Raw genomic sequence first — 19,562 nt, 5'->3', positions numbered from 1 at the left:
GGCCTCATAATAACCGTACATCCAAATCGAACAAAAAACTGCAATTATCGCAAACACAAGGTAAGCGGTTCGCTTTTTCCCGTACCATCTAAGCGCAACGGCAAAGACAAGAGCAAGAAAAATCCCACCCCAACCGACCGGGTCCAAGATAGCAGATCGGACACACTCTTCATAAAGCATTGAACTAAAGGGCCTGTGCACTCAGATTTCAACTCTAAGGTTACTCAATTGCAGCCTGGTGCGCTACCGCCTGTGCAATATAAATTTACTCGCCCAATTTGATTTCACAATATCCCGCATGAGCGAACTACCGCCTGCAATGATGTGACCAGTTCGCATTTGGGTGGAACAAGATGTGTCGAATTCCAACGATAGCAAACAACGACTTTGGCCTTCTAAACGACATTTTGCCATCACTGGTTTTGCCGGTGCCGTTTCATGATGTCGAGCACGGTGTTTTTGGATATGCCTAGATCGCGGGCGATCCAGCGGTAGGAACGCCCACCGGCAACAGCCTGGATGACTTGCGGCGTGAGTTTGTCGGATTTTGGTCGTTGGCCAGATTGGCGACCGAGCTTCTTGCCACGGGCTTTTGCGGCGGCCAGGCCCGATTTGACACGTTCACTTAGCAAATCGCGCTCAAACTGTGCGATCCCAGCCAACATTGTCGCCATCATTCGCCCATGTGGTGTGTCCAGCTCGAAGGTCATGCCGCTCATGGCCACGACAGAGACTTTCCACCCGGCCAGTTGATCCAGCGTTTCCAGCAAGTCTTTCGTTGAACGTCCCCACCGGGACAATTCCGTGACGAGGACGGCATCTACCTGGCGGGCTTGAGCAAGCTTCATGATCCTATTGCGCGCTGCCCGATTGGCTTTAGTGCCCGATGCGGTTTCTTTGAACACATCTACCACCTCGTAGCCACCGCGTTCGGCAAAAGCCGTCAGCTCAGCGACTTGCCGTTCACAAGATTGGTCCGAGGTGGAAACCCGAGCATAGATGGCAGCACGCTGTCCCAATTGAACCCTCTCGGATTTGTGGCTTGCAACTCTTTGATTTTGCTGGTGCGAAATGTGTCTCAAACAGACTAATGAATAACAAGGACAATCGGGCATGCCAAGACGATCCATTCTGACCGAACGCCAGCGGTCGGCCCTTTTTGACCTGCCGACCGATCAGGCTACGATCCTGCATCACTACACATTGGCTGATGATGACATTGAGCACATCCGCACCCGGCGACATTCCCACAACCGTTTGGGCTTTGCCTTACAGCTCTGCGCCTTTCGGTATCCAGGGCGATTGCTGGTGGCGGGTGAAGTCATCCCATTGGAAGTCGGCCAATTCATCGCCGCGCAACTTGGCGAAAACCCGGCCGACCTCACTTGCTATGCTGAAACAGAGACGACCCGGCGAAGGCACCTAGTCGATCTTCGCAGTATCTACGGTTACAGGATGTTTTCCAGCCAAGGTGCGCGCGATCTGAAAGCTTGGCTTGAGGGTGAGGCAGAGACCGCCCGTTCGAATGAAGACCTTGCCCGGAGATTTGTCGAAGAATGTCGGCGCACCCGGACAGTATTGCCGGGTATATCGGTCATCGAACGGCTTTGCGCGGACGCTCTTGTCGCCGCTGAGCGACGGATAGAAACGCGGATCGCAGATCTCCTCAACTGCGAAATGAAAGAACGTCTGGATGGCTTATTGTCCGAGTTAGTGGATGGTACAGTCAGCCGTTTTGTATGGCTTCGACAATTCGAGGTTGGGAAAAACTCGGCAGATGCCAGCCGTCTTCTGGATCGGCTGGAATTCCTACAGAAACTCGGTCTGCCAGCAGATGTTCTGGGGGATGTTCCTCCTCACCGCGTCACGCGACTACGCCGACAGGGAGAACGATATTTTGCAGATGGCCTGCGCGATATCACTAGTGACCGTCGTCTTGCCATTCTCGCTGTCTGTGCGGTCGAATGGCAGGCGGCCATAGCCGATGCCGTGGTCGAGACCCACGACCGGATCGTTGGCAAAACATGGAGAGACGCCAAGAAAATCTGTGACCTGCGAGTGACCAATGCAAAGTCGGCACTGTATGAAACGCTGAAGTCCTTCAAGAGCTTGGGAGTTGCCCTGCTGGAAGCAAAGGGAGATGGCGCTTCGCTCGATGCTGCAACCGAAACCGCCTGCGGTTGGCCACAGCTCGAAAACCTCGTTGCGACCGCCGCCGAACTGACAGACACGATGGCTGCCGACCCTTTGGCTCATGTAACGCAAGGTTTCCATAGGTTCAGGCGCTATGCGCCTCGCATGCTACGTGTCCTTGATATCCAGGCTTCCAACGTGGCCAGTCCGTTGATGGCAGCGATGGCACTCATTGGGAATGATCAACGGCGCAGGTCTCGACCAACTGGCTTTCTGCGGCGCAGTTCAAAATGGCACCGGCACCTGAATGCCCAAACCCCTGATGATCACCGGCTCTGGGAAGTATCGGTGCTGTTCCACATGCGCGATGCATTTCGATCTGGTGATATCTGGCTTGCCCATTCACGTCGTTATGCCGATCTGAAGCAAGCCCTGGTCCCGATTGAAGCCGCCAGATTAACACCGAAATTAACGGTGCCATTCGAGCCGGAAACATGGATCGCAGATCGTAAAGCCCGATTGGCACAGGGGCTTGAACGGCTCGCCGAAGCTGCCAGATCCGGGGCAATACCAGGTGGTTCTATTGAAAACGGTATCCTGAAGGTTGACCGGCTGACTTCGGCCGTGCCCGAAGAAGCCGACGCACTGGTGCTCGATCTTTATGATCGCCTGCCTTCCGTCCGTATCACGGACCTGCTGCTGGAAATCGATGACGAAACAGGCTTCACGGAAGCCTTCACGCATTTGCGCACCGGATCACCCTGCAAAGATCGCGTCGGGTTGTTGAACGTACTGTTAGCCGAGGGGCTGAATCTTGGCCTGAGCAAGATGGCCGAAGCGACCAATACGCACGACTACCTCCAGCTCTCGCGCCTGTCACGTTGGCACATTGAAAGTGATGCCATCAATCGGGCGTTGGCAACAGTCATTGAAGCCCAATCTCAATTGCCCATGGCAAGATTCTGGGGCGGCGGTGTCACGGCGTCCAGTGACGGTCAGTTCTTTCCTGCCGCGCGACAGGGTGAGGCGATGAACCTGATAAACGCGAAATATGGCTCTGAACCCGGCTTGAAAGCCTACACCCATGTATCTGATCAGTTTGGCCCGTTTGCGACCCAAAACATCCCAGCCACAGTGAACGAAGCGCCATACATTCTGGATGGGTTGCTGATGAATGAAACGGGCAGGAAAATCGAAGAGCAATATGCTGACACAGGCGGTTTTACCGATCATGTCTTTGCCGTCACCGCGCTTTTGGCCTATCGCTTCATTCCGCGCATTCGCGATCTGCCGTCCAAGCGGCTTTACCTGTTCGACACCGCGTCAGCTCCGAAAGAGCTCCGGGGTTTGATCGGTGGTAAAGTCCGGGAGCCTCTCATCACAGAGAACTGGCCTGACATTCTGCGGGCAGTGGCAACCATGGCGGCCGGCACAATGCCGCCAAGCCAGCTCTTGAAGAAATTCGCGGCATATCCCCGTCAGCATGAACTCGCCCTCGCCCTGCGTGAAATCGGCAGGATAGAACGGACACTGTTTATCATCGACTGGTTGCTCGATGCCGACATGCAGCGCCGTGCGCAGATCGGGCTGAATAAGGGCGAGGCGCATCACGCCCTGAAGAACGCATTGAGAATTGGTCGCCAAGGTGAAATCCGCGACCGTACTGCCAAGGGCCAGCACTACCGAATGGCAGGCCTAAACCTCCTCGCAGCCATCATCATCTATTGGAATACCAAACATCTGGGAGAGGCGGTCTCCGCGCGAAAACGCACCGGTCTGGACTGCCCCGATGACCTTCTCTCGCATATCTCGCCGCTCGGGTGGGCCCATATCCTTCTCACCGGCGAATACAGGTGGAAGAATTCGAGCCGCCACCGCTTATGATACAATCCTGCCCCCTACCGGAATCCACCCCTGACAGGATATCGACCATTTCCCTGTCACCACCCTCTTTGCGGAGCATATGATCATGGAGCCGACGGAAGGCATCTGGCATCTCTGTGAACGGCGCACCGTTACGCAGAGCACCCGGTTTACGTTGGATGACTGCCAAATAGTGACGCCAATCGTAGACCACTCTGCCAGGCTTGCGATGTGACCGCTCTATGATCCGCTCATGTGAACAAACGGTTTGGCCCTCAGCCACGATGACCAGACGTTCGGGGTAGACATGCAGGCTGATACGCTGGCCGGCACGCTGTACCGGTTGCGTTCGAAGGTCACCAGGCATGTCGGCGATACCCGTTTGCTGTGTTCGACAAATCCATCGAAGGCGGGCGGCAGCGCCATCAACGTGGGCTTCTCAGCTTCCCATGCATCAGCAACAGTACCCGGCAACTCCCGGTGCTTTGTCTCGCCCCATAGGGCGACACAGCGATCCTCAAGCCATTGGTTCAGCTCGCCCAGATCCTTGAAGACGGGCATGACCTGCCACAGCCGGTTGCGCGCATCGCGGACGTTCTTCTCGACCTGACCTTTCTCCCAACCGGCAGCAGGGTTGCAGAACTCTGGTTCAAAAACATAATGGCTGGCCATGGCCTTGAAGCGGGCATTGATGTCACGCTGCTTGCCTCGGCCCACACGGTCCACGGCCGTCTTCATATTATCGTAAATCCCGCGGCCGGGAACGCCGCCAAACACGCGGAACGCATGCCAATGGGCGTCAAACAGCATCTCATGCGTTTGCAACGGATAGGCTCGCACGAGGAAAGCCCGGCTGTGTGAGAGTTTGATATGGGCGACCTGAAGCTTGACCCGATCTCCACCGATATTGGCCCAGTCTTCGCTCCAGTCGAACTGGAACGCTTCACCCGGCTGGAATACCAGCGGCACGTAAGTTCCACGTCCCGTCGTCTGTTCCGCACCGTGCCGATCTGACCGCCACGTCCGCGCGAATGCGGCAACACGGCCATAGGATCCTTCATAACCCAGCTTCACCAGATCAGCATGCATCTGCTTCACCGTGCGGCGCTCCTTGCGGGGCTTGCGTGTCTGGGCGAGCAGCCAGGCAGACAACCGATCCGCATACGGATCCAATTTGCTCGAACGCGGCGGTGTCTTGAACTTCGGTTCTACAGCGCTTTCGCGTAGATACTTTTTGATGGTGTTGCGAGACAGCCCCGTGCGCCGTGAAATCTCGCGAATTGGCATTTTGTCACGCAATGCCCAGCGTCGTATGACACTCAAAAATCCCATGTCGATCACTCCAAATCTCCCCAAACGAAAACGTCGGGGCAATGTGCTCACATGGGTCAATTCTCAGTGAAAATTACCTGGCCTACCGGGTCACTTCTCAGCGGAAATCAACAGCCCGGGTGATCAAACAACGTGCTGCTCACCTAATTAAGGCGATATCCCGTGGCGGGAAAAGCGAGGTAACTCTTCAATTTGAAGTTATTTCGCTCATCGAGAGTATATGCAATCGGTGAAATGCCATGTGTTTTGGTATTGGGGTGATCAGTGCGAAGGAAACACCCAACTGTGTGACTAAAAGCACATAAAGAACCGCCGTGCTTGTAGAATTTTGGTTACTAGCGCGTCTTTTGTGGCCGCTGTGTTTAGCGCGGGTCTTTTAAGTACTTTCATCGGACCTCGTTGGACCCATCGAGCCAACTATTGGCAATCGATCATGTGAGCATGCATAGTCATCCAAGTTTTTGTGCCTCAAAGATGGTTCGTTTATGCTGATTGCATTTCTTGGAAACCTTATCGCAGCATTGGCCGCGGGTGTTGCTGTGACGGGGGAGACCTGGGATGCAAGCCGTAGCGGGATTGCAAAGCTTCGTCCGGCCGGTTGGGTTGCTGTCATCCTCGCCATCGCCGGGTTCATGGTTGCAAGTTTCGGCATATGGCAAGACTACCGGGACAATCTTGAACGCCAGCGGCTTGCGATGGAGGAGGTGGATCAGGCCTGGCTCCATCTGATCTCGCCTTTTCGGTTGATGCTATGGGGCTTGGATGGCAACCAAAGCGATCCCAATGCCGATATGGTGCGACGGCTCCTCCAAGATGGTGCGATTGAGCGGCTTGATTTGCTGGATTTACGAGGCGAGGCACCACACCACCATGGACCTTGGATGGACAACATCTGCGGCTCCACTGAAAAGGGTCGGAACGAACTGAGACGTTTGCAGGCGATCTACGTCGGGATTCTGGAAAACGAACTCATCAAAGCGATGAAGGACGTCGCTTCAGCTTATGCCCCGGAACCGATGATTGGTACGGCCCCGTGCGGCGGATTTAGTATGGATCCGGAATGGCCCTGGCAGTTTCAAAGCATCTCAAATCACAGGCATACCACAAGTTATCTCGAAGCTTTGCTGGAGTTGAGGCTGGGGATCGATCATTTTGCGCCCCGAACCAATTGAGGCGTCGCTATTCAGCGACTCAGCATCGAGGTCAGCTTTGTATTTGCGGCGGCTGCGACTCCGGAGTTGGCTTAGTCAAAACAGTAGTGCACAGAGCTATTGGGAAAGCCTCATCAAAAGGAAGGCAAGTGCAGCGCCGGCGATCAGTTTTCCTGCTGTCGACCCCTCAGATTTGAGTTCATCCTTGGACACGACTTCAATACCTTCCTGCTCAATCAGCTGTTTCTGCCTGATATCTGCCTCCGTTGTCAGTTGCCCGACAGTCAGTCCAAGGACACGGCACGCGGAACGTAAATCTTCAATCTGAAAATGTGCCTGACCACGCATGATGCGCGACCAGGTGCCGGTCGCAATTCCCGTTTTCTGAAAGAAGTCCTTTTGCAGAAGTCCTCGGTCTTCGCAGATTTGGGACATCAGGCTGCATAGGATCATTGAATATGTCGCTTTGTCGGTTGACAATTCGTTCATAATCTCCAAATTGGATAACTAAGGCAATAATGATATTGCCTTCAATAATGAGACACGTCCAACATAGGAAAAATTGTGACGAAGATGAAGACAAAATTCGAAGATTCTCTGCTCCCGGGAGACCTGATTGTGACCTCCATGGGGTCCTACGAGCACTACTCGATCGTAAGCGACCGGAAATGTTCCCTTGGAAAGCTGATGTTGATATCAGCCAGGGCGGAAACCGGAACTGCGCGCGAGGAGCCATATGACGATGTTGTCAGAGGCAACAAGACTGGACGTGTGAGGCGGCAGCCCGAACTACCAACATATGTGATCCTCGAAAACGCCCGTTCACGGATCGGGACGTGGCGGTACAATTACATGACGCAGAACTGTGAGACCTTTGCAAACTGGGCCTGTGGGTTGAAGCCGACATCACGTCAGGTGGGAGGAGTGCTTTCGGGAATTGCGATTTCAGTGGGCGCAACAAAGATGATCGCAAAGAACCCCAGCCCAACGGCATACCTTGCTATAGCTTGTATCGGTGCCCTGATCGGCCTTTCTGCCACGCAGGAACTGAAATCACTTGGTTGATCCGTTAATCTTCAGGCCTGAAGGCGGGGGGGTAATAATTTGAACCGCTGCTATGGAAGGGCCTTGGTGTGAAAGGTGGGCATCTGACAACTACGACCTCTATGTTGTCGAGAATTGAGCCCTACAGATACTCTGGTGGTAGGGACGAACCGCTGTGACGCGTCAGCGTTGTTGCGGTTCGTCTTTTTGGCTGATGCTTCTTTCACTCAGCTATCTGATGTTTCTCAGATACTGCTAAACACTTGCATGAACTGTTTGGCGTAGGCTGTTATGAAGCCGCCGCTCGTTCTTGCCGCAGAATCTGATTCTATGGGCTCGTCCGACACCTTCGTCGCAATCTACACCAAGGCTCGGTCAGGGAAGGATCGACTTTCACTGTACGCCGCATGAACAGGCGATACACGGACATTGCCGACCTTCGACCGATCATCGGGAGGAGCCGCTATCTGCGCATTGCTGCCCACCGGTTTTTCGAGCGCGCATTCCTTCTTCGCCTTCGGCGTTCGTCCGATGGTTTCTTCCTCCATCCCCAAACAGCATGGAAAGAAGGTCGAGTAGACAGATAAGGAAAGCACTGTCGGCACGGAAACCCTCAGAGAAAAGTCTTCGTTGCTGACATAATGGACATCGAATATGGTTCCCTTCGATCAAGGTAAAGTGCCGTGAATATCTGTCTGGATGTACCCTGCCGAGATCGGAGGTTTTTGAAAGGTATGAATGTGGAAGAAGCCGAGTTTCCCCCCAACACTGGTGACATGATACCTTTGCCTGAGAGTATTGGCGAGATATTATCCATCTTGGTAATGTGCCTTGTTTTTGGAGGGTTTGGCGGTCTGGTCGCCCACTTTGTCAACAACGAGAAAGCTTTGAAAGGCAGCGCCGGCGAGGACTCACCGTCGGCCAGCACATCAGAACTATATTTCTTCCCTTCCGTCTTTCAAAGTATGTGCATCGGTGTTGCAGGTGCTCTCGGATTCCTGTTTTTTATGGTTGCAGTCGGAGGGATAGCTTCATCGTTTCAAGGCCTTACAGCCTATCTTCGCGTAATATCCACAAGCGTAATTGCAGGTTTCGGTGCGCGACGCTTGCTTTCGAGGATGGCTGATCACTTGGAGCAGCAGGTCGCCGATGCACAGTCAACAGCAGATGCTGCTATCATGGAATCCAAGGAAAACGAGGAGCGATTGGATCTTCTGGAGACGAATATGAAACTGCTTGAGGCGGCAGATAACCCCGAAGTGAGAGCTTTGCGTGACGATGCCATCGAGCGTGGCGAAGCGCTAATTCGCAATGGCCGAGCCAACGCAGTAACCTGGATCCAACTTGCGCGGGTCTATCGGTGGAACAAAGACCTATATGCTGCAATCGATACTTTGAACAAGTTTATCAAATTAGCCACAAGCGGGGAGTTCGCGGAAAGAACCTTGAACCCTGCATATTATAACCGTGGGTGCTACTATGCACTACTATACAAGGACTCCAAAGAAAGCAGCTGTCTGACAAAGTGTCTGGCAGACCTTGGTTCAGCTCTTGATACTTGTAGGGACAAAGCAGCAGAGAAAAAGACCGTTTGGAACGACAACGACTGGAATCATCTGGCCAACGAGCCGGACTTCATCAAGATCGTCGGCCAGAAGGGCTAAGCCCCTTATATTCCTACATTCTTTTCGAACGTCATAGCTAGTTCTCCATGAAGAATGTTTTTGCAAACAATTCTTTTGCCTACAAACTATATATAGTACGACTTCGAAAGAGGCAAGGAGACCGCACGGTCGATTGAAAACCGTCGCTTGAAAACACAACCCAGCCTCAAAGATTCATTTGTTGTTACTTTCCAATGTAGTACCCCACTCAAGGGCGAGCTCCACAGCGTGTGCGGGTCACAATACAGTTCAAATTGAAACAAAGAGTCAACTTCCTTGACTGACCGCTGACGTCCACAATCTGATCTTGGCCAACCCCTCAGGGGAAGTCCCCAACTCCCCGCTCGCGGTGCTTTTTTCGGATTTCGTGCATTCCGAAGTATTTCGGGGACGCAGGTGTGACCCGCGAGCAGCCATTAGTCGGCGGCAGGCGGGCGGCTGGAACGGCGCGCATAGCTGCCGCTGATGCAGCCCTCAACATCAGGCACTTTGGGCTCTGTCGCTGAATCCGTTGCGCTAGGTATTAATGCCCGCGGCTGGCAATCGACACAATGCCGTCGAGCGCTCGCAAGGAGTGCACCCGTTATTCTTGTGGAGAGGATGCGGCGGTAAGCTCCAGCTTCGGTGCACCAGAAAACCCGATCCGAAAACCTAAGCCAGCTTCACCCGCCGGGTCTGACATTTCTGCAAACTGGTCTCATGAGACTGATGTTTGTCTCACCAATGTAAGCTCGTCGCAGATAGTTTGCATCCAGTTGCAGGTATTGAGAGCCAGAGCAAATTTAACGTCCCACATCGTCTTAGTGGAAAACCGCGGTGATCTAGCGCCTAGTGATTTTTAGGTTCTGGACTCATTAAATTGGTTGCCGTGATCTCGACTGCGTGATTCAAACTCCTGAATTTCAGGGGTGTGTAATGAGCAATCTATTCTGGCTGACTGACGAACAAATGGAGCGTCTTCAGCCTTACTTTCCGAAGAGCCATGGCAAGCCGAGGGTTGACGACCGGCGTGTTCTGAGCGGGATTATTTTTATAAACCGCAATGTGTTGCGGTGGTCTGATGCACCTCGCGAATATGGGCCGTCAAAGACGCTATACAAACGATGGAAGCGGTGGAGCAACATGGGTGTGTTCGCTCGGATCATGGAAGGATTGGCTGCTGTAGGCACGGATCACAAGACGATCATGATCGACGCAATATACCTCAAATCGCACCGCACAGCCTCCAGTCTGCGGTTGAAAAAGGCGGGCGTGGTAGACTGATCGGTAGGACCAAGGGCTCTGGTGAACAGCCTACCATCGGCTGAATGGTTACTGGGTGATCGCGGTTATGATGCGGACTGGTTCCGTGAAGCCCTAATAGACAAGGGTATAAAGCCCTGCATCCCAGGCCGAAAACCACGCGACAAGCCTGCCCGTTACGACAAGCGCCGTAACAGGATCGAGATTATGTTCGGACGCCTGAAGGACTGGCGGCGTGTAGCCACTCGCTATGATCGATGCCCGAAGGTCTTCCTCTCGGCCATCGCGCTCGCAGCCACCGTCTTGTTCCGGCTGTAAATTAATGCGTCTGGAACCTAAAATGCCTGAATTTGTTTCTTTTTTAAGCCCTATCTCGATTGCTGCCGCGGAAAATGTGTGGGGTTCAGCCATGCCAACTTGTTAATCTCATAAGTCTGTCGAAAGCGAATGTGCTTCGCAGCTTCCGGTGAACAATCACCCTATTGGCTGCCCGTCACTCGATTGGTTTCGCTCCTGTGTCCTTATTAGATACCGATAATGAGGTGGACCAGGCGCCCCCAAAGAATTTGCCGATACCCGCCAGAAATGATACTATTATTTCCTATTGCGTGACTTGTTTTTCAGTTTTTCGACTTCTTTAAATGGATACTTATAATGAAACTAAACGACATTGAAGGCGTTGCTGAGGCGCCGACCACCATTTCACAATCTGCAGACATCGTGGACCTTTCTGAATTCCTGGCAACCACCGGGGCTCTTACTGAACCAGAGCGCCGTGAGATCATCGATCAAGCTCAATTTCTGATGGAAGAGATTTACGTCCATCTACCCCTTAAACGAGCCATGCATGCAGTTGATCCGGTTCAACGACTTAAGCTGCTGCGGCGTAAGGTCGGCGTCCTGAACGAGCGTCAATTTCATGACGAGATGATCTCGATTTTCAAAAGTGTGCGCGATTTGCACACTAATTACATTCTTCCAGCTCCCTATAGGGGTCATACCGCGTTTCTTCCGTTTTTGATGGAGGAATTTTACGATGCCTCGCAGACGCGGCATTATATAGTTTCACGAATGCTTGTAGGTTTTTCACACCCGACGTTCGTCCCGGGAGTTGAGATTACCCACTGGTCCGGGGTGCCGGTCGAGCGCGCGGTTGAAGACAATGCAGATCTCGAAGCGGGATCGAACCCACCGGCGCGTTACGTGCGCGGCCTTGATGGTATGACGGTGCGCCCAATGGCCATGTCTCTACCGCCTGCAGCCGAATGGATTCTGGTTGGATATGTGAGTCTTGACGGGATTTCGAGAGAATTGCGCTTACCGTGGCAGGTTTTTAGTCCAAACGATACTGGCGGCGGCACAGGCACGGGCATGGCGAGTGAAGATGACGGTTCGCTGAATCTGTCGCACGCCGTGGGATTGGATCTGAACATGGAGCTGACCAATCGTGCTCGGCAAGAATTGTTCGTTGAAAACACACAAAACCGTCGTGACACGGCTCAAAAGATCTATCGTGGTGGCACACAGGGTGATGCGCGTCTGGAGGCAATAGCTGCAGAAACCAGCTTTTTTCCAGATACTTTCGAGTTCCGAACAGTGGCACATAACGGCACCGATTTCGGTTACCTGAGAATCCGCACTTTCAGCCAGCCTGGTCCATCAATGTTTATTGATGAAGTTCGCCGAATTCTTGGGATGCTCCCGCAAACCGGGCTGATCATCGATGTTCGTGGAAATGGTGGGGGCATCATTCTTAACGGTGAGAGAATGCTGCAACTCTTTACTGACGATACTATCGAGGCGGAGCGTCTTCAGTTCATTAATAACGATATCACTCACAGCATTGCAGAAGCAGCGCTAGATGGTTTCGCCGTTCAATGGGCACGGTCCATTGAGTTGTCGGTGGTCACGGCGGCTGTTTACTCACAAGGTTTCCCAATCGAACCAGCTGCAAACACGAACGCCATTGGCCGCGTCTATCCTGGTAAAACAGTCGTGATTACTGATGCCCGATGCTACTCAACCACAGATATATTTGCTGCGGGTTATCAAGATCATGACATCGGCCCAATTCTTGGGATAGACGGCAATACCGGAGCGGGTGGTGCCAATGTTTTCGACCATGAACTTCTAAGGGATGCGCTTTCAGTAACCTCACACCCGCTTTCCCCATTGCCGGGCGGAGCAGATATGAGATTTGCAATTCGGCGTACGACACGAGTGCGCGAAAATGCGGGTGTGCCACTCGAAGATCTGGGTGTGGTACCTGATCATCAGCATCGAATGACGCGAAACGATGTCCTCAATGATAATGTGGATTTGATCGGGAAAGCCGCTGACCTCATTTCTTGACTGGATTGGAGTGCTTCCCGCCCGCCGCCGAGCGATATGATAACGCTAGGCAACCCGTACCCGCACCAGCAGGGCCTAGCGCTGCGATGACTTGAAAGGCGAGAGACAGCCAGAATGGTTTCCTCAGTCACCTTTGGCAAGGTTGATCTTGGTTTTGATGAGGTGCCTGAATACGAGGGCAGGGCGCGGTGGCGACTGGGCGATCATAGCCCGGTTCGAATAATGCTCAAATAATACGATGCCGCAGGACTCTCAAATGTCACAGGCGCGATAGCGAGTTGGTCCTCATGTAGCAGTATACCGGGCGGTTTTTTGGCCGCCCGGTAAGTATTAGATCGCGATTTCTTCGATTGTGAAGATTTCGCGAACATTTTGGGCAATCGATGTTCCAGACAAATTCTCGGAGCTCAACGGGCTGAGACGTTCAGCTTTGTGCGTGATATCGGCCTCTTCATAGAAGCCGAAATCCAGCGTGGTGCGCTCCGTTAACTCTTCCACAGATATCTGAAACAGCCGGAACGGATCGAAGTCGATCGTTTCGATGTCGCTCAACAGGTCGTTTTGTGATAGCAGAAAACAGGCTGCGGTTAGTTCATCATTATGACTCCGATAAGCAATCAGTTTCCAAAAATCACGGGGGATGAGAGCACCGCGGTACTCTGGGTCATCATCCCTGAATATTGGGCCGGCAATCACAGAAACCCGGATATCCTGCGCGGCGGCTTCCTCAAGGATAATGTTTTCCAGCCGTCCCCATACGCCGCCGCGGCTGGATTGATTGTATCGTTCATGCTGCGGCGCGATGTTGGTGAAATAAAACGAGTCTCTATTCGCCTGACGCGCTTCCGGGATCGATCCCCACGCCAGATCGGCGCGACGCGCAATGTGCCCCCGGTCCAGCTTGTTGTTGTGATAAAGTGAGTTGTCCCATTGAACATCCGCGTCAATCCGAGGGTCGAGCCTGAAACCATGTCGGCCTAGCTGGACTTTTCGCGCACCATCAATGTTCCACGCAACGTATCGGGCCAGCCTCCGTTTCGCGCTCAAACAAACGGAGAAGTGGGTATAGGGTACCGTCTGCGCTCGCCCGAAATTGACAGCATCTCTTTTAATCGACAAAGCCATCCCTGGCATCGGCGCTGTCATTCCAAGAAATTCAGCGTCAAACCCCGCCCGGGCGCCAATGGCTTCGGGCTCGTCTTCTTCAAAAGTGACACCTTCAGGTGGCTCAAGAGCAAAATTCAACTTTTGCTGAACTGATCTCGGGTAACAGGCCAAGGCGTGCTCATCCGGGTTGCCGCGACCCTCACCTGCAAAGTGCAGGCCGGCAAAAATATCTGTTGCACTATCGCCATCGGCAATCATCCATGCGGAGCCGGAATCTCCACCCATGCTGATTTCATTGTTTAGCGCTAAATGAGCGGGGTCCGGACCAATTTCAAAGCCACCTATCTCACGCTCTCCGGTATGGCCCTTGTAGTCGATCTTTGCCATCACATCCGTGCGCCGCACAATGCCATAGGTCGTTTCAGTCGTACGACCAGATTTGACTACCAGGTCATCCAATTCTACCTCAGCTATGCGCGCCGGGATAATGTCCAGGTCGTGAATGGCGCGCTCGAAACCCCGATTTTGTAGACGAGCCAAGGCACAATCGCCTGCAGCACCAAGATGACTGCGTAACAATGTGCCGCAGAAGTTGTTGGCAATATTGTTGTCGTCATGAGGTCCTGGCTGAACAATCGGGTCACCGACTTCGCCCGTGTTTCCGTCCAACACGTGCCAGTTTGACAAGATACATGGGGCACCAGTTTCGCTATCAAAAACGATCATGCCCAAAGTTCCGGCCGTCCCGTCGACATGACTGACACTGGCTCCGGGTACAACAGGATCGAGACGCGACTTCAGGATACTGCCGGCTTCTGCATCGACCAGTCTAAACGACGGTTCGAAACTTCTCTCCAATACATCAGTTGCAACCTTGAAACCCTCGATCTCAATTTCGGTAGGGATCTCACGACTTCCGAGTGACTCGATAACGGAGGTTTCTGCCTTCTGACCAACAGTAAAGACGAGACCTACCTTTCCATCCCCGTTTTTTCGGCCGACGCCGACAGAGGTAATATTCGGGTCACGTAGATAGTCTGCGCCTTGGGAGCGAATGTATCGGCGCAGGGCGTCGCGCAACTGTGTTTTTTTTGAAGTTCTCTTGGCAACCATATTCATCCTCCAATATCTTGAGCGTGAGAAAAAATTCTTTCGAGAATGCCTTAGATTGTATCACAGCCTGGCTCTTGATGACAGGAACCGTGCCAACTGTCCTATTGAAGAAGGATTGATCTACCTCTTCACGCCAAAGGTGACCAACGTTCCGTTGACGATTGTGCAAGACGATTCCCGCCCCGCGCCCTCCCATTGCCATACTTGTTTGCCTATCCCGTTGAAGACACTTGGGTCAGGCCTTGTGCTCAGTCCTCAGTATGAGAATGGCTGCCATGTGGAAGATGCTGACTAGCGCCGAGCCACCTGCTTCAACGGGATGTGCAAGATGGATAGGGAACACTGCAGTGCAGGCATGGCGGTGATGGGACGGTGTTTTATCTACTACACCAATTGGACTGACAGCATCGGGGTTGGCGAATAAATTCAACTACCCAAATCTGCACGGCTAGCACGCCTCGGAAATTCAAGGCATATACACCAAACACTAAATTCCGGATGCTTCCGGATCCAGGTTAGCCGCCAACCAAGCGTCACGGAGTTGCTCTCGTGTTTGACGTACACCGAGTCGTGGCGCTGAAGGTCCGACACCGAAGACAAGCCAACTGTTGGCACCAGGCATCGTACTGGGAGTATCGTCCACGTCTTTTACTGCCGCACCCCTAACCTGAAGGATAGAGTTGTCCGGGGCTGATAAAGAGATAATTTCCACAATCTCAGCGAATTTTGATGCCAAATCGCGCGGTGAAGTTGTTGACGCAAGCTTTAAGCCGCCAACAACGACCACTGATGACGCCTCAGGTTCTTGTGCCGCTTCAAAATCCAATACACGGCGAATGTAAGAAAGGCCACTTGCGCGCACAGGCTCATCTCCACCGCCCGCGAGCTTAATTACTACAGTCGAGTCATTGGTCATACTAAAAACCTTTTCTTTGAAAACTACTGGTGCATCATTACACAGGTCATTACATTTTCAATGTATTTTCCGCTATTTTTGGGAAAGGAGCTTGGAAGGATCCCGCGCGCAATGATCCGTGCCACGAAGCTCTGCGATCCGTCGCCCCAAATCTGGAGTTTTCCCTGTTGATGGATGGCCCGCAACTCGGAGGCAGATGGCCGGCCCGATATGCGAGCACTCTTGCAGACGATCCTGGTTGCACCGTCCTAACGTTCACATCTTCTGGTTCCGTGGCCCGCAGCAATGACAACTCGCACTACGACAACTCTTACAGCGTCGGTCTATTGCGGGATACCAACGGCGCAACCAAGGAGATTGCACTGTCCCCAGGAAAGCAATGTGTCTTGCTGACACTCGGTTCAGATCGCGTTGAAGACTTTACAGTCGACTCCAGACCTACCAAGCTTGCATTTTTTCAGCCTGAAGCAAATCGGCGGAGATAGGTGATTTGTTCCAGAATACCTTTCTGAACCATTAGGTGAGTCTGCGCAGTTTCTGACACCATAATTCGACTCTGAGGGCTTGAGGAAATTCTCCTACGTTGACGATTGCCAGAACGCCTGGCGCATTGAAGCTGCAGAGAATAGTGCCGTCTTGCCATTGTATAAGAACTGCCACGCTCCTCGTTCTATCTCCTGGTCACATAGTACTCACTCGTGGCGACCCTCAACCTGCGCCATTGCTAGACCCACCGCTCCGTTTCCTGTTTCAGACGCTTCAGTTGGCGCGAGTCTGTACACTGTGCTACCCTTTATGGGCGAAGACCAATTCTGCCTCGCAATCGTACATTAATTTTTTTCTTAGGGGAGGTTGTTGCAATGCGGCTATTTTACTATGCGCTTCTGTGCTGCATCGGTTTTGGTGTTCAGGCAACAGAGGTTTACGCACAAGACAAAGCGAACTGCCCAGGCCCGCTGTTTGATTGCAATCCGTGGGGGCCGGGTGGGCCCGGCCCGGGAGGGCCACCTGGTCCGATTTTTCAACCAGTAACGCCTCATCTGGAAAACTATGTCGACTTCAATCGTAACTATGCGGTCATTGAGGGCGGTGAGCTGGTCGTAAAGAAAGGATCACCCGATCTCTCGCCAGATGTCTCTGAATTTCTGAACCACCACCGGCAATGGATTGATCCCAACGGAACCTATCTGCTCGCGCCGGAATCCGTTGTTGGCGATGTCCCGCTTGGAAGCGGTCTGATCATTGGTGGTGGAGCCTTGACCCAATGAATTTCATTGGCGCTGTCGCCGGCTACTTCTTCCTCTCTGCCGGTGTCGGTTTCATTCTGCCGTTTCTGGCAGCCATCACCTTTCAGCGCGAAAGCTGGAAAGTTGTTGCTCCATTGCTGTTCGCGCTCGCCCTCGTGGGTGCATGTGCTGGCTTTGCAGGCGGAATGAGCCGCTCTGCTGCTGTGGGAGATGTCATACCTGCGTTTCTTGGCCTGCTTGGAGCTGTTGGCGTGTACCTCTTTGGTGTGGATCAGTCGCGTGGGATCATTGCGTCCTTTGGCGCTGCATCTCTCTCAATCGCTCTTCTTGTCGGATATGCTGCGGGATCCGCCTATCGAGCAACGCCTGAGGATCATCGCGAAATCAGGGCTTACTGCGCACAGGCATACATCAACGCCGATCTCTTGGGGGACGAAACTGCCTTCAATCGCTTCCGTGACAGAATGGGCGGTCTTTGTGACACGTCCATGTACTGGCGGATCCAAACAGAAAGTAAGGAAAACAGTTGAGATGACTATATATTTAAGAACTGCAATGTTGATCGGGCTCACTCTCGGCGCCATGCCAGTTGTTGCAGAAGACATAACTATTGCGTCTTGGAACATTGCTAATTTGCACCATCAAACTGGCGTAGCCCTTAGGGATGGTTCATTCCCAAGAGAAGATGTTGACTATGACCGCCTCGCAGAAATTGCTGAAACACTGGACGCCGACATTATCGGATTGCAAGAGATCGGCTCCCCGGCGGCTCTGGAACGAATTTTTTCGGCCTCCGGCTATCACCTTGTCATTTCGGATCGCTATCAGGATGGCGATGAGGACCGGCCAGCAAGCGAACGCGACATCTTCACTGCAGTGGCGATCTCAAAGGACCGCTTTCCTGTTCTGCCAACCGTCGAAACCGTTGATGCGTTTTCCATACAGCATATTGATTTGAACCGTGCAAAGGACGGCCCCAGCATCCGCCCAACACGTTCGGCCATGCACGTTGAATTCGAGATCAATGGGCAACCTGTATCTTTTCTGAACGTTCATCTGAAATCATCATGCCATCAATACCCTCTTCGCGACGTTGAGGATCAGAACTTCTTCAACCAAAAACCGTTCGATTCACGTTTCGACTGCCGGACTCTCAAGGCTCAGCTGGCCATTCTGGAGAACTGGATCGAGTTGCAAGACGCTCTGGGGAAAAGTGTCGTTGTCGTCGGAGATTTTAACCGACGCCTGAATTTTGCATATCGCAACCCAACACGTCATGAAGACTTTTGGGCCGAACTCAATGATGGCCAACCTTTCAATCTAATTTTGCGCAAGGGCCCAGAAGGATTGGACAACGTCTGTTGGCCAAAACACCAGGAACGCTTTGACGAACACATCGATTTGATCGTCGCGGATGGGGCATTCCTTGATGGGTTTTCGACGGTCACGTTCGACAAGGTCGGTCTTGGGTTTGATGAGGCCCCTGAATATGCTGAAAGAGCGCGTCAGCGCCTGAGTGACCATTGCCCCGTTCGCATGACGCTCACGCAATGAGCTAATACGTCACGTCAGCTATGATGACTTGCGCCGTCTGCAAGTAGGTCATTGAACGTGAAAATGCGGTATTGTGGGCGGCTCTAGGCTGCCCGACACATTTCATAATGCAATGTGGTGAACGTCACACGAACCTGACTCAACCGTCATAGTGTGACCAGGAGTGAGGTGATCGCTCAACATCAAATGGCACACCAGGCCGAATAATGCCTTTGCAATGAAATTGGCATTGAGCTGCATATCCACACGATGACGCGCTTCAGAGAAAGTCGGCTATGAGGCCATTTAGACCGATGCTGCGACCTGCGCCAATGGCTGCTTACTTTGACAGAGCGTTCTAGATGGGGCCTAGTAGGTCAACAAATTTAAAGGACAAATGAAGTGACGCTTCCAAGGTCAGTGGTTCTAGCGTTGGCTTGTCAGGCGAGCTTGGTTCTGCCTGCTTATGCAGATCAATGGGGATCAATGGTGTTGTCCCATTGTTATGAACTCGACGCGAGCAACTACCAACAGCACTTTTTTGTTAGGGTATTTTGGACCGAATTAGGCGGTGGACAGTTGCACTCGGAGACGACGAAGCCAAACGCCCCCAGAAGTCTTCATGACGTCTATGAAGAACCTCCGAAATGCTTGATTGATGGCAATGAAGTTTCTTTTGAAACACTAGACTACCGGGCTCCGACAATGCGAGGAGCATGCGGTCTTTGTGAACAAACCGGATTCCGAATTGCTGTGAACGGAATCGTCGTCTGGGAAATTGCAAGACCAGAGACACGAGGTGATCCCATCTTCAATGGAACAATAGACATGGATCGGGACATGTTGCGTGTGTGCCAAGAAAACT

At 52.7% G+C, this 19,562-nt stretch carries 13 protein-coding genes and 2 pseudogenes; 10 read left to right on the top strand and 5 right to left on the bottom strand.

Annotation, left to right across the window (positions count from 1 at the left end; translation table 11 throughout):
- Positions 1-413: 413 nt before the first annotated feature.
- The gene (locus ACR0AD_RS19390) at positions 414-1,019 is read right to left on the bottom strand and encodes a recombinase family protein (RefSeq protein ID WP_480489103.1); all 606 of its coding nucleotides are present in this window, start codon (positions 1,017-1,019) and stop codon (positions 414-416) included.
- Between the two features lie 94 nt (positions 1,020-1,113).
- Between ACR0AD_RS19390 and ACR0AD_RS19385 the strand changes: the two genes are divergently transcribed.
- Positions 1,114-4,017, top strand: coding sequence for a Tn3 family transposase (locus ACR0AD_RS19385; protein ID WP_480489101.1), 2,904 nt, complete (start codon positions 1,114-1,116; stop codon positions 4,015-4,017).
- A gap of 31 nt (positions 4,018-4,048) precedes the next feature.
- Here the strand turns inward: ACR0AD_RS19385 and istA are convergent.
- Positions 4,049-5,328, bottom strand: a pseudogene (gene istA / locus ACR0AD_RS19380) (IS21 family transposase); the annotation flags it as partial.
- A gap of 485 nt (positions 5,329-5,813) precedes the next feature.
- Between istA and ACR0AD_RS19375 the strand changes: the two are divergent.
- The gene (locus tag ACR0AD_RS19375; protein WP_480489100.1) at positions 5,814-6,500 is read left to right on the top strand and encodes a hypothetical protein; all 687 of its coding nucleotides are present in this window, start codon (positions 5,814-5,816) and stop codon (positions 6,498-6,500) included.
- Between the two features lie 96 nt (positions 6,501-6,596).
- On the opposite strand, the gene ACR0AD_RS19370 is transcribed toward ACR0AD_RS19375, so the two are convergent.
- Complete coding sequence (locus ACR0AD_RS19370) at positions 6,597-6,968, bottom strand: helix-turn-helix domain-containing protein (protein ID WP_480489098.1); 372 nt, start codon at positions 6,966-6,968, stop codon at positions 6,597-6,599.
- A gap of 84 nt (positions 6,969-7,052) precedes the next feature.
- Here ACR0AD_RS19370 and ACR0AD_RS19365 point away from each other — a divergent pair, with 84 nt between their 5' ends.
- The 4 genes and pseudogenes from ACR0AD_RS19365 (at position 7,053) to ACR0AD_RS19350 (ending at position 12,781) form a co-directional block, all read left to right on the top strand.
- The gene (locus tag ACR0AD_RS19365; RefSeq protein ID WP_480489136.1) at positions 7,053-7,544 is read left to right on the top strand and encodes a lecithin retinol acyltransferase family protein; all 492 of its coding nucleotides are present in this window, start codon (positions 7,053-7,055) and stop codon (positions 7,542-7,544) included.
- Between the two features lie 713 nt (positions 7,545-8,257).
- Positions 8,258-9,187: an addiction module protein gene (locus ACR0AD_RS19360; protein ID WP_480489096.1), complete on the top strand. Its 930-nt coding sequence runs from the start codon at positions 8,258-8,260 to the stop codon at positions 9,185-9,187.
- A gap of 915 nt (positions 9,188-10,102) precedes the next feature.
- Positions 10,103-10,747, top strand: a pseudogene (locus ACR0AD_RS19355) (transposase).
- A 336-nt stretch (positions 10,748-11,083) separates the two neighbouring features.
- Positions 11,084-12,781 (top strand): S41 family peptidase, encoded by a 1,698-nt coding sequence (locus ACR0AD_RS19350; protein ID WP_480489094.1) that lies wholly within the window; start codon positions 11,084-11,086, stop codon positions 12,779-12,781.
- Between the two features lie 330 nt (positions 12,782-13,111).
- On the opposite strand, the gene ACR0AD_RS19345 is transcribed toward ACR0AD_RS19350, so the two are convergent.
- Positions 13,112-15,001 (bottom strand): DNA/RNA non-specific endonuclease, encoded by a 1,890-nt coding sequence (locus tag ACR0AD_RS19345; RefSeq protein WP_480489092.1) that lies wholly within the window; start codon positions 14,999-15,001, stop codon positions 13,112-13,114.
- Between the two features lie 487 nt (positions 15,002-15,488).
- The gene (locus tag ACR0AD_RS19340; RefSeq protein ID WP_480489090.1) at positions 15,489-15,917 is read right to left on the bottom strand and encodes a hypothetical protein; all 429 of its coding nucleotides are present in this window, start codon (positions 15,915-15,917) and stop codon (positions 15,489-15,491) included.
- An 860-nt stretch (positions 15,918-16,777) separates the two neighbouring features.
- On the opposite strand from ACR0AD_RS19340, the gene ACR0AD_RS19335 reads away from it, so the two are divergent.
- From ACR0AD_RS19335 to ACR0AD_RS19320, 4 genes are all read left to right on the top strand, one after another.
- Positions 16,778-17,185 (top strand): hypothetical protein, encoded by a 408-nt coding sequence (locus tag ACR0AD_RS19335; RefSeq protein ID WP_480489088.1) that lies wholly within the window; start codon positions 16,778-16,780, stop codon positions 17,183-17,185.
- Entirely contained in the window at positions 17,182-17,694 is a 513-nt protein-coding gene (locus ACR0AD_RS19330; protein WP_480489086.1) for a hypothetical protein, read from the top strand. Before ACR0AD_RS19335 ends, ACR0AD_RS19330 begins: the two co-directional genes overlap by 4 nt.
- A 25-nt stretch (positions 17,695-17,719) precedes the next feature.
- The gene (locus ACR0AD_RS19325; RefSeq protein WP_480489084.1) at positions 17,720-18,718 is read left to right on the top strand and encodes an endonuclease/exonuclease/phosphatase family protein; all 999 of its coding nucleotides are present in this window, start codon (positions 17,720-17,722) and stop codon (positions 18,716-18,718) included.
- 381 nt (positions 18,719-19,099) lie between these two features.
- A partial coding sequence (locus ACR0AD_RS19320; RefSeq protein WP_480489082.1) for a hypothetical protein occupies positions 19,100-19,562 on the top strand: 463 nt, incomplete at its 3' end.

It is taken from the genome of Ruegeria sp. BH8 (assembly GCF_056538065.1).
This window is presented reverse-complemented; position numbering and strand designations above follow the sequence as displayed.

Coding starts and splice junctions, on each gene's coding strand:
- ACR0AD_RS19340 (WP_480489090.1), bottom strand. CDS start 15,917: ATGACCAATGACTCGACTGTAGTAATTAAGCTCGCGGGCGGTGGAGAT.
- ACR0AD_RS19335 (WP_480489088.1), top strand. CDS start 16,778: ATGCGGCTATTTTACTATGCGCTTCTGTGCTGCATCGGTTTTGGTGTT.
- ACR0AD_RS19330 (WP_480489086.1), top strand. CDS start 17,182: ATGAATTTCATTGGCGCTGTCGCCGGCTACTTCTTCCTCTCTGCCGGT.
- ACR0AD_RS19325 (WP_480489084.1), top strand. CDS start 17,720: ATGTTGATCGGGCTCACTCTCGGCGCCATGCCAGTTGTTGCAGAAGAC.
- ACR0AD_RS19365 (WP_480489136.1), top strand. CDS start 7,053: ATGAAGACAAAATTCGAAGATTCTCTGCTCCCGGGAGACCTGATTGTG.
- ACR0AD_RS19370 (WP_480489098.1), bottom strand. CDS start 6,968: ATGAACGAATTGTCAACCGACAAAGCGACATATTCAATGATCCTATGC.
- ACR0AD_RS19360 (WP_480489096.1), top strand. CDS start 8,258: ATGAATGTGGAAGAAGCCGAGTTTCCCCCCAACACTGGTGACATGATA.
- ACR0AD_RS19350 (WP_480489094.1), top strand. CDS start 11,084: ATGAAACTAAACGACATTGAAGGCGTTGCTGAGGCGCCGACCACCATT.
- ACR0AD_RS19385 (WP_480489101.1), top strand. CDS start 1,114: ATGCCAAGACGATCCATTCTGACCGAACGCCAGCGGTCGGCCCTTTTT.
- ACR0AD_RS19375 (WP_480489100.1), top strand. CDS start 5,814: ATGCTGATTGCATTTCTTGGAAACCTTATCGCAGCATTGGCCGCGGGT.
- ACR0AD_RS19345 (WP_480489092.1), bottom strand. CDS start 15,001: ATGGTTGCCAAGAGAACTTCAAAAAAAACACAGTTGCGCGACGCCCTG.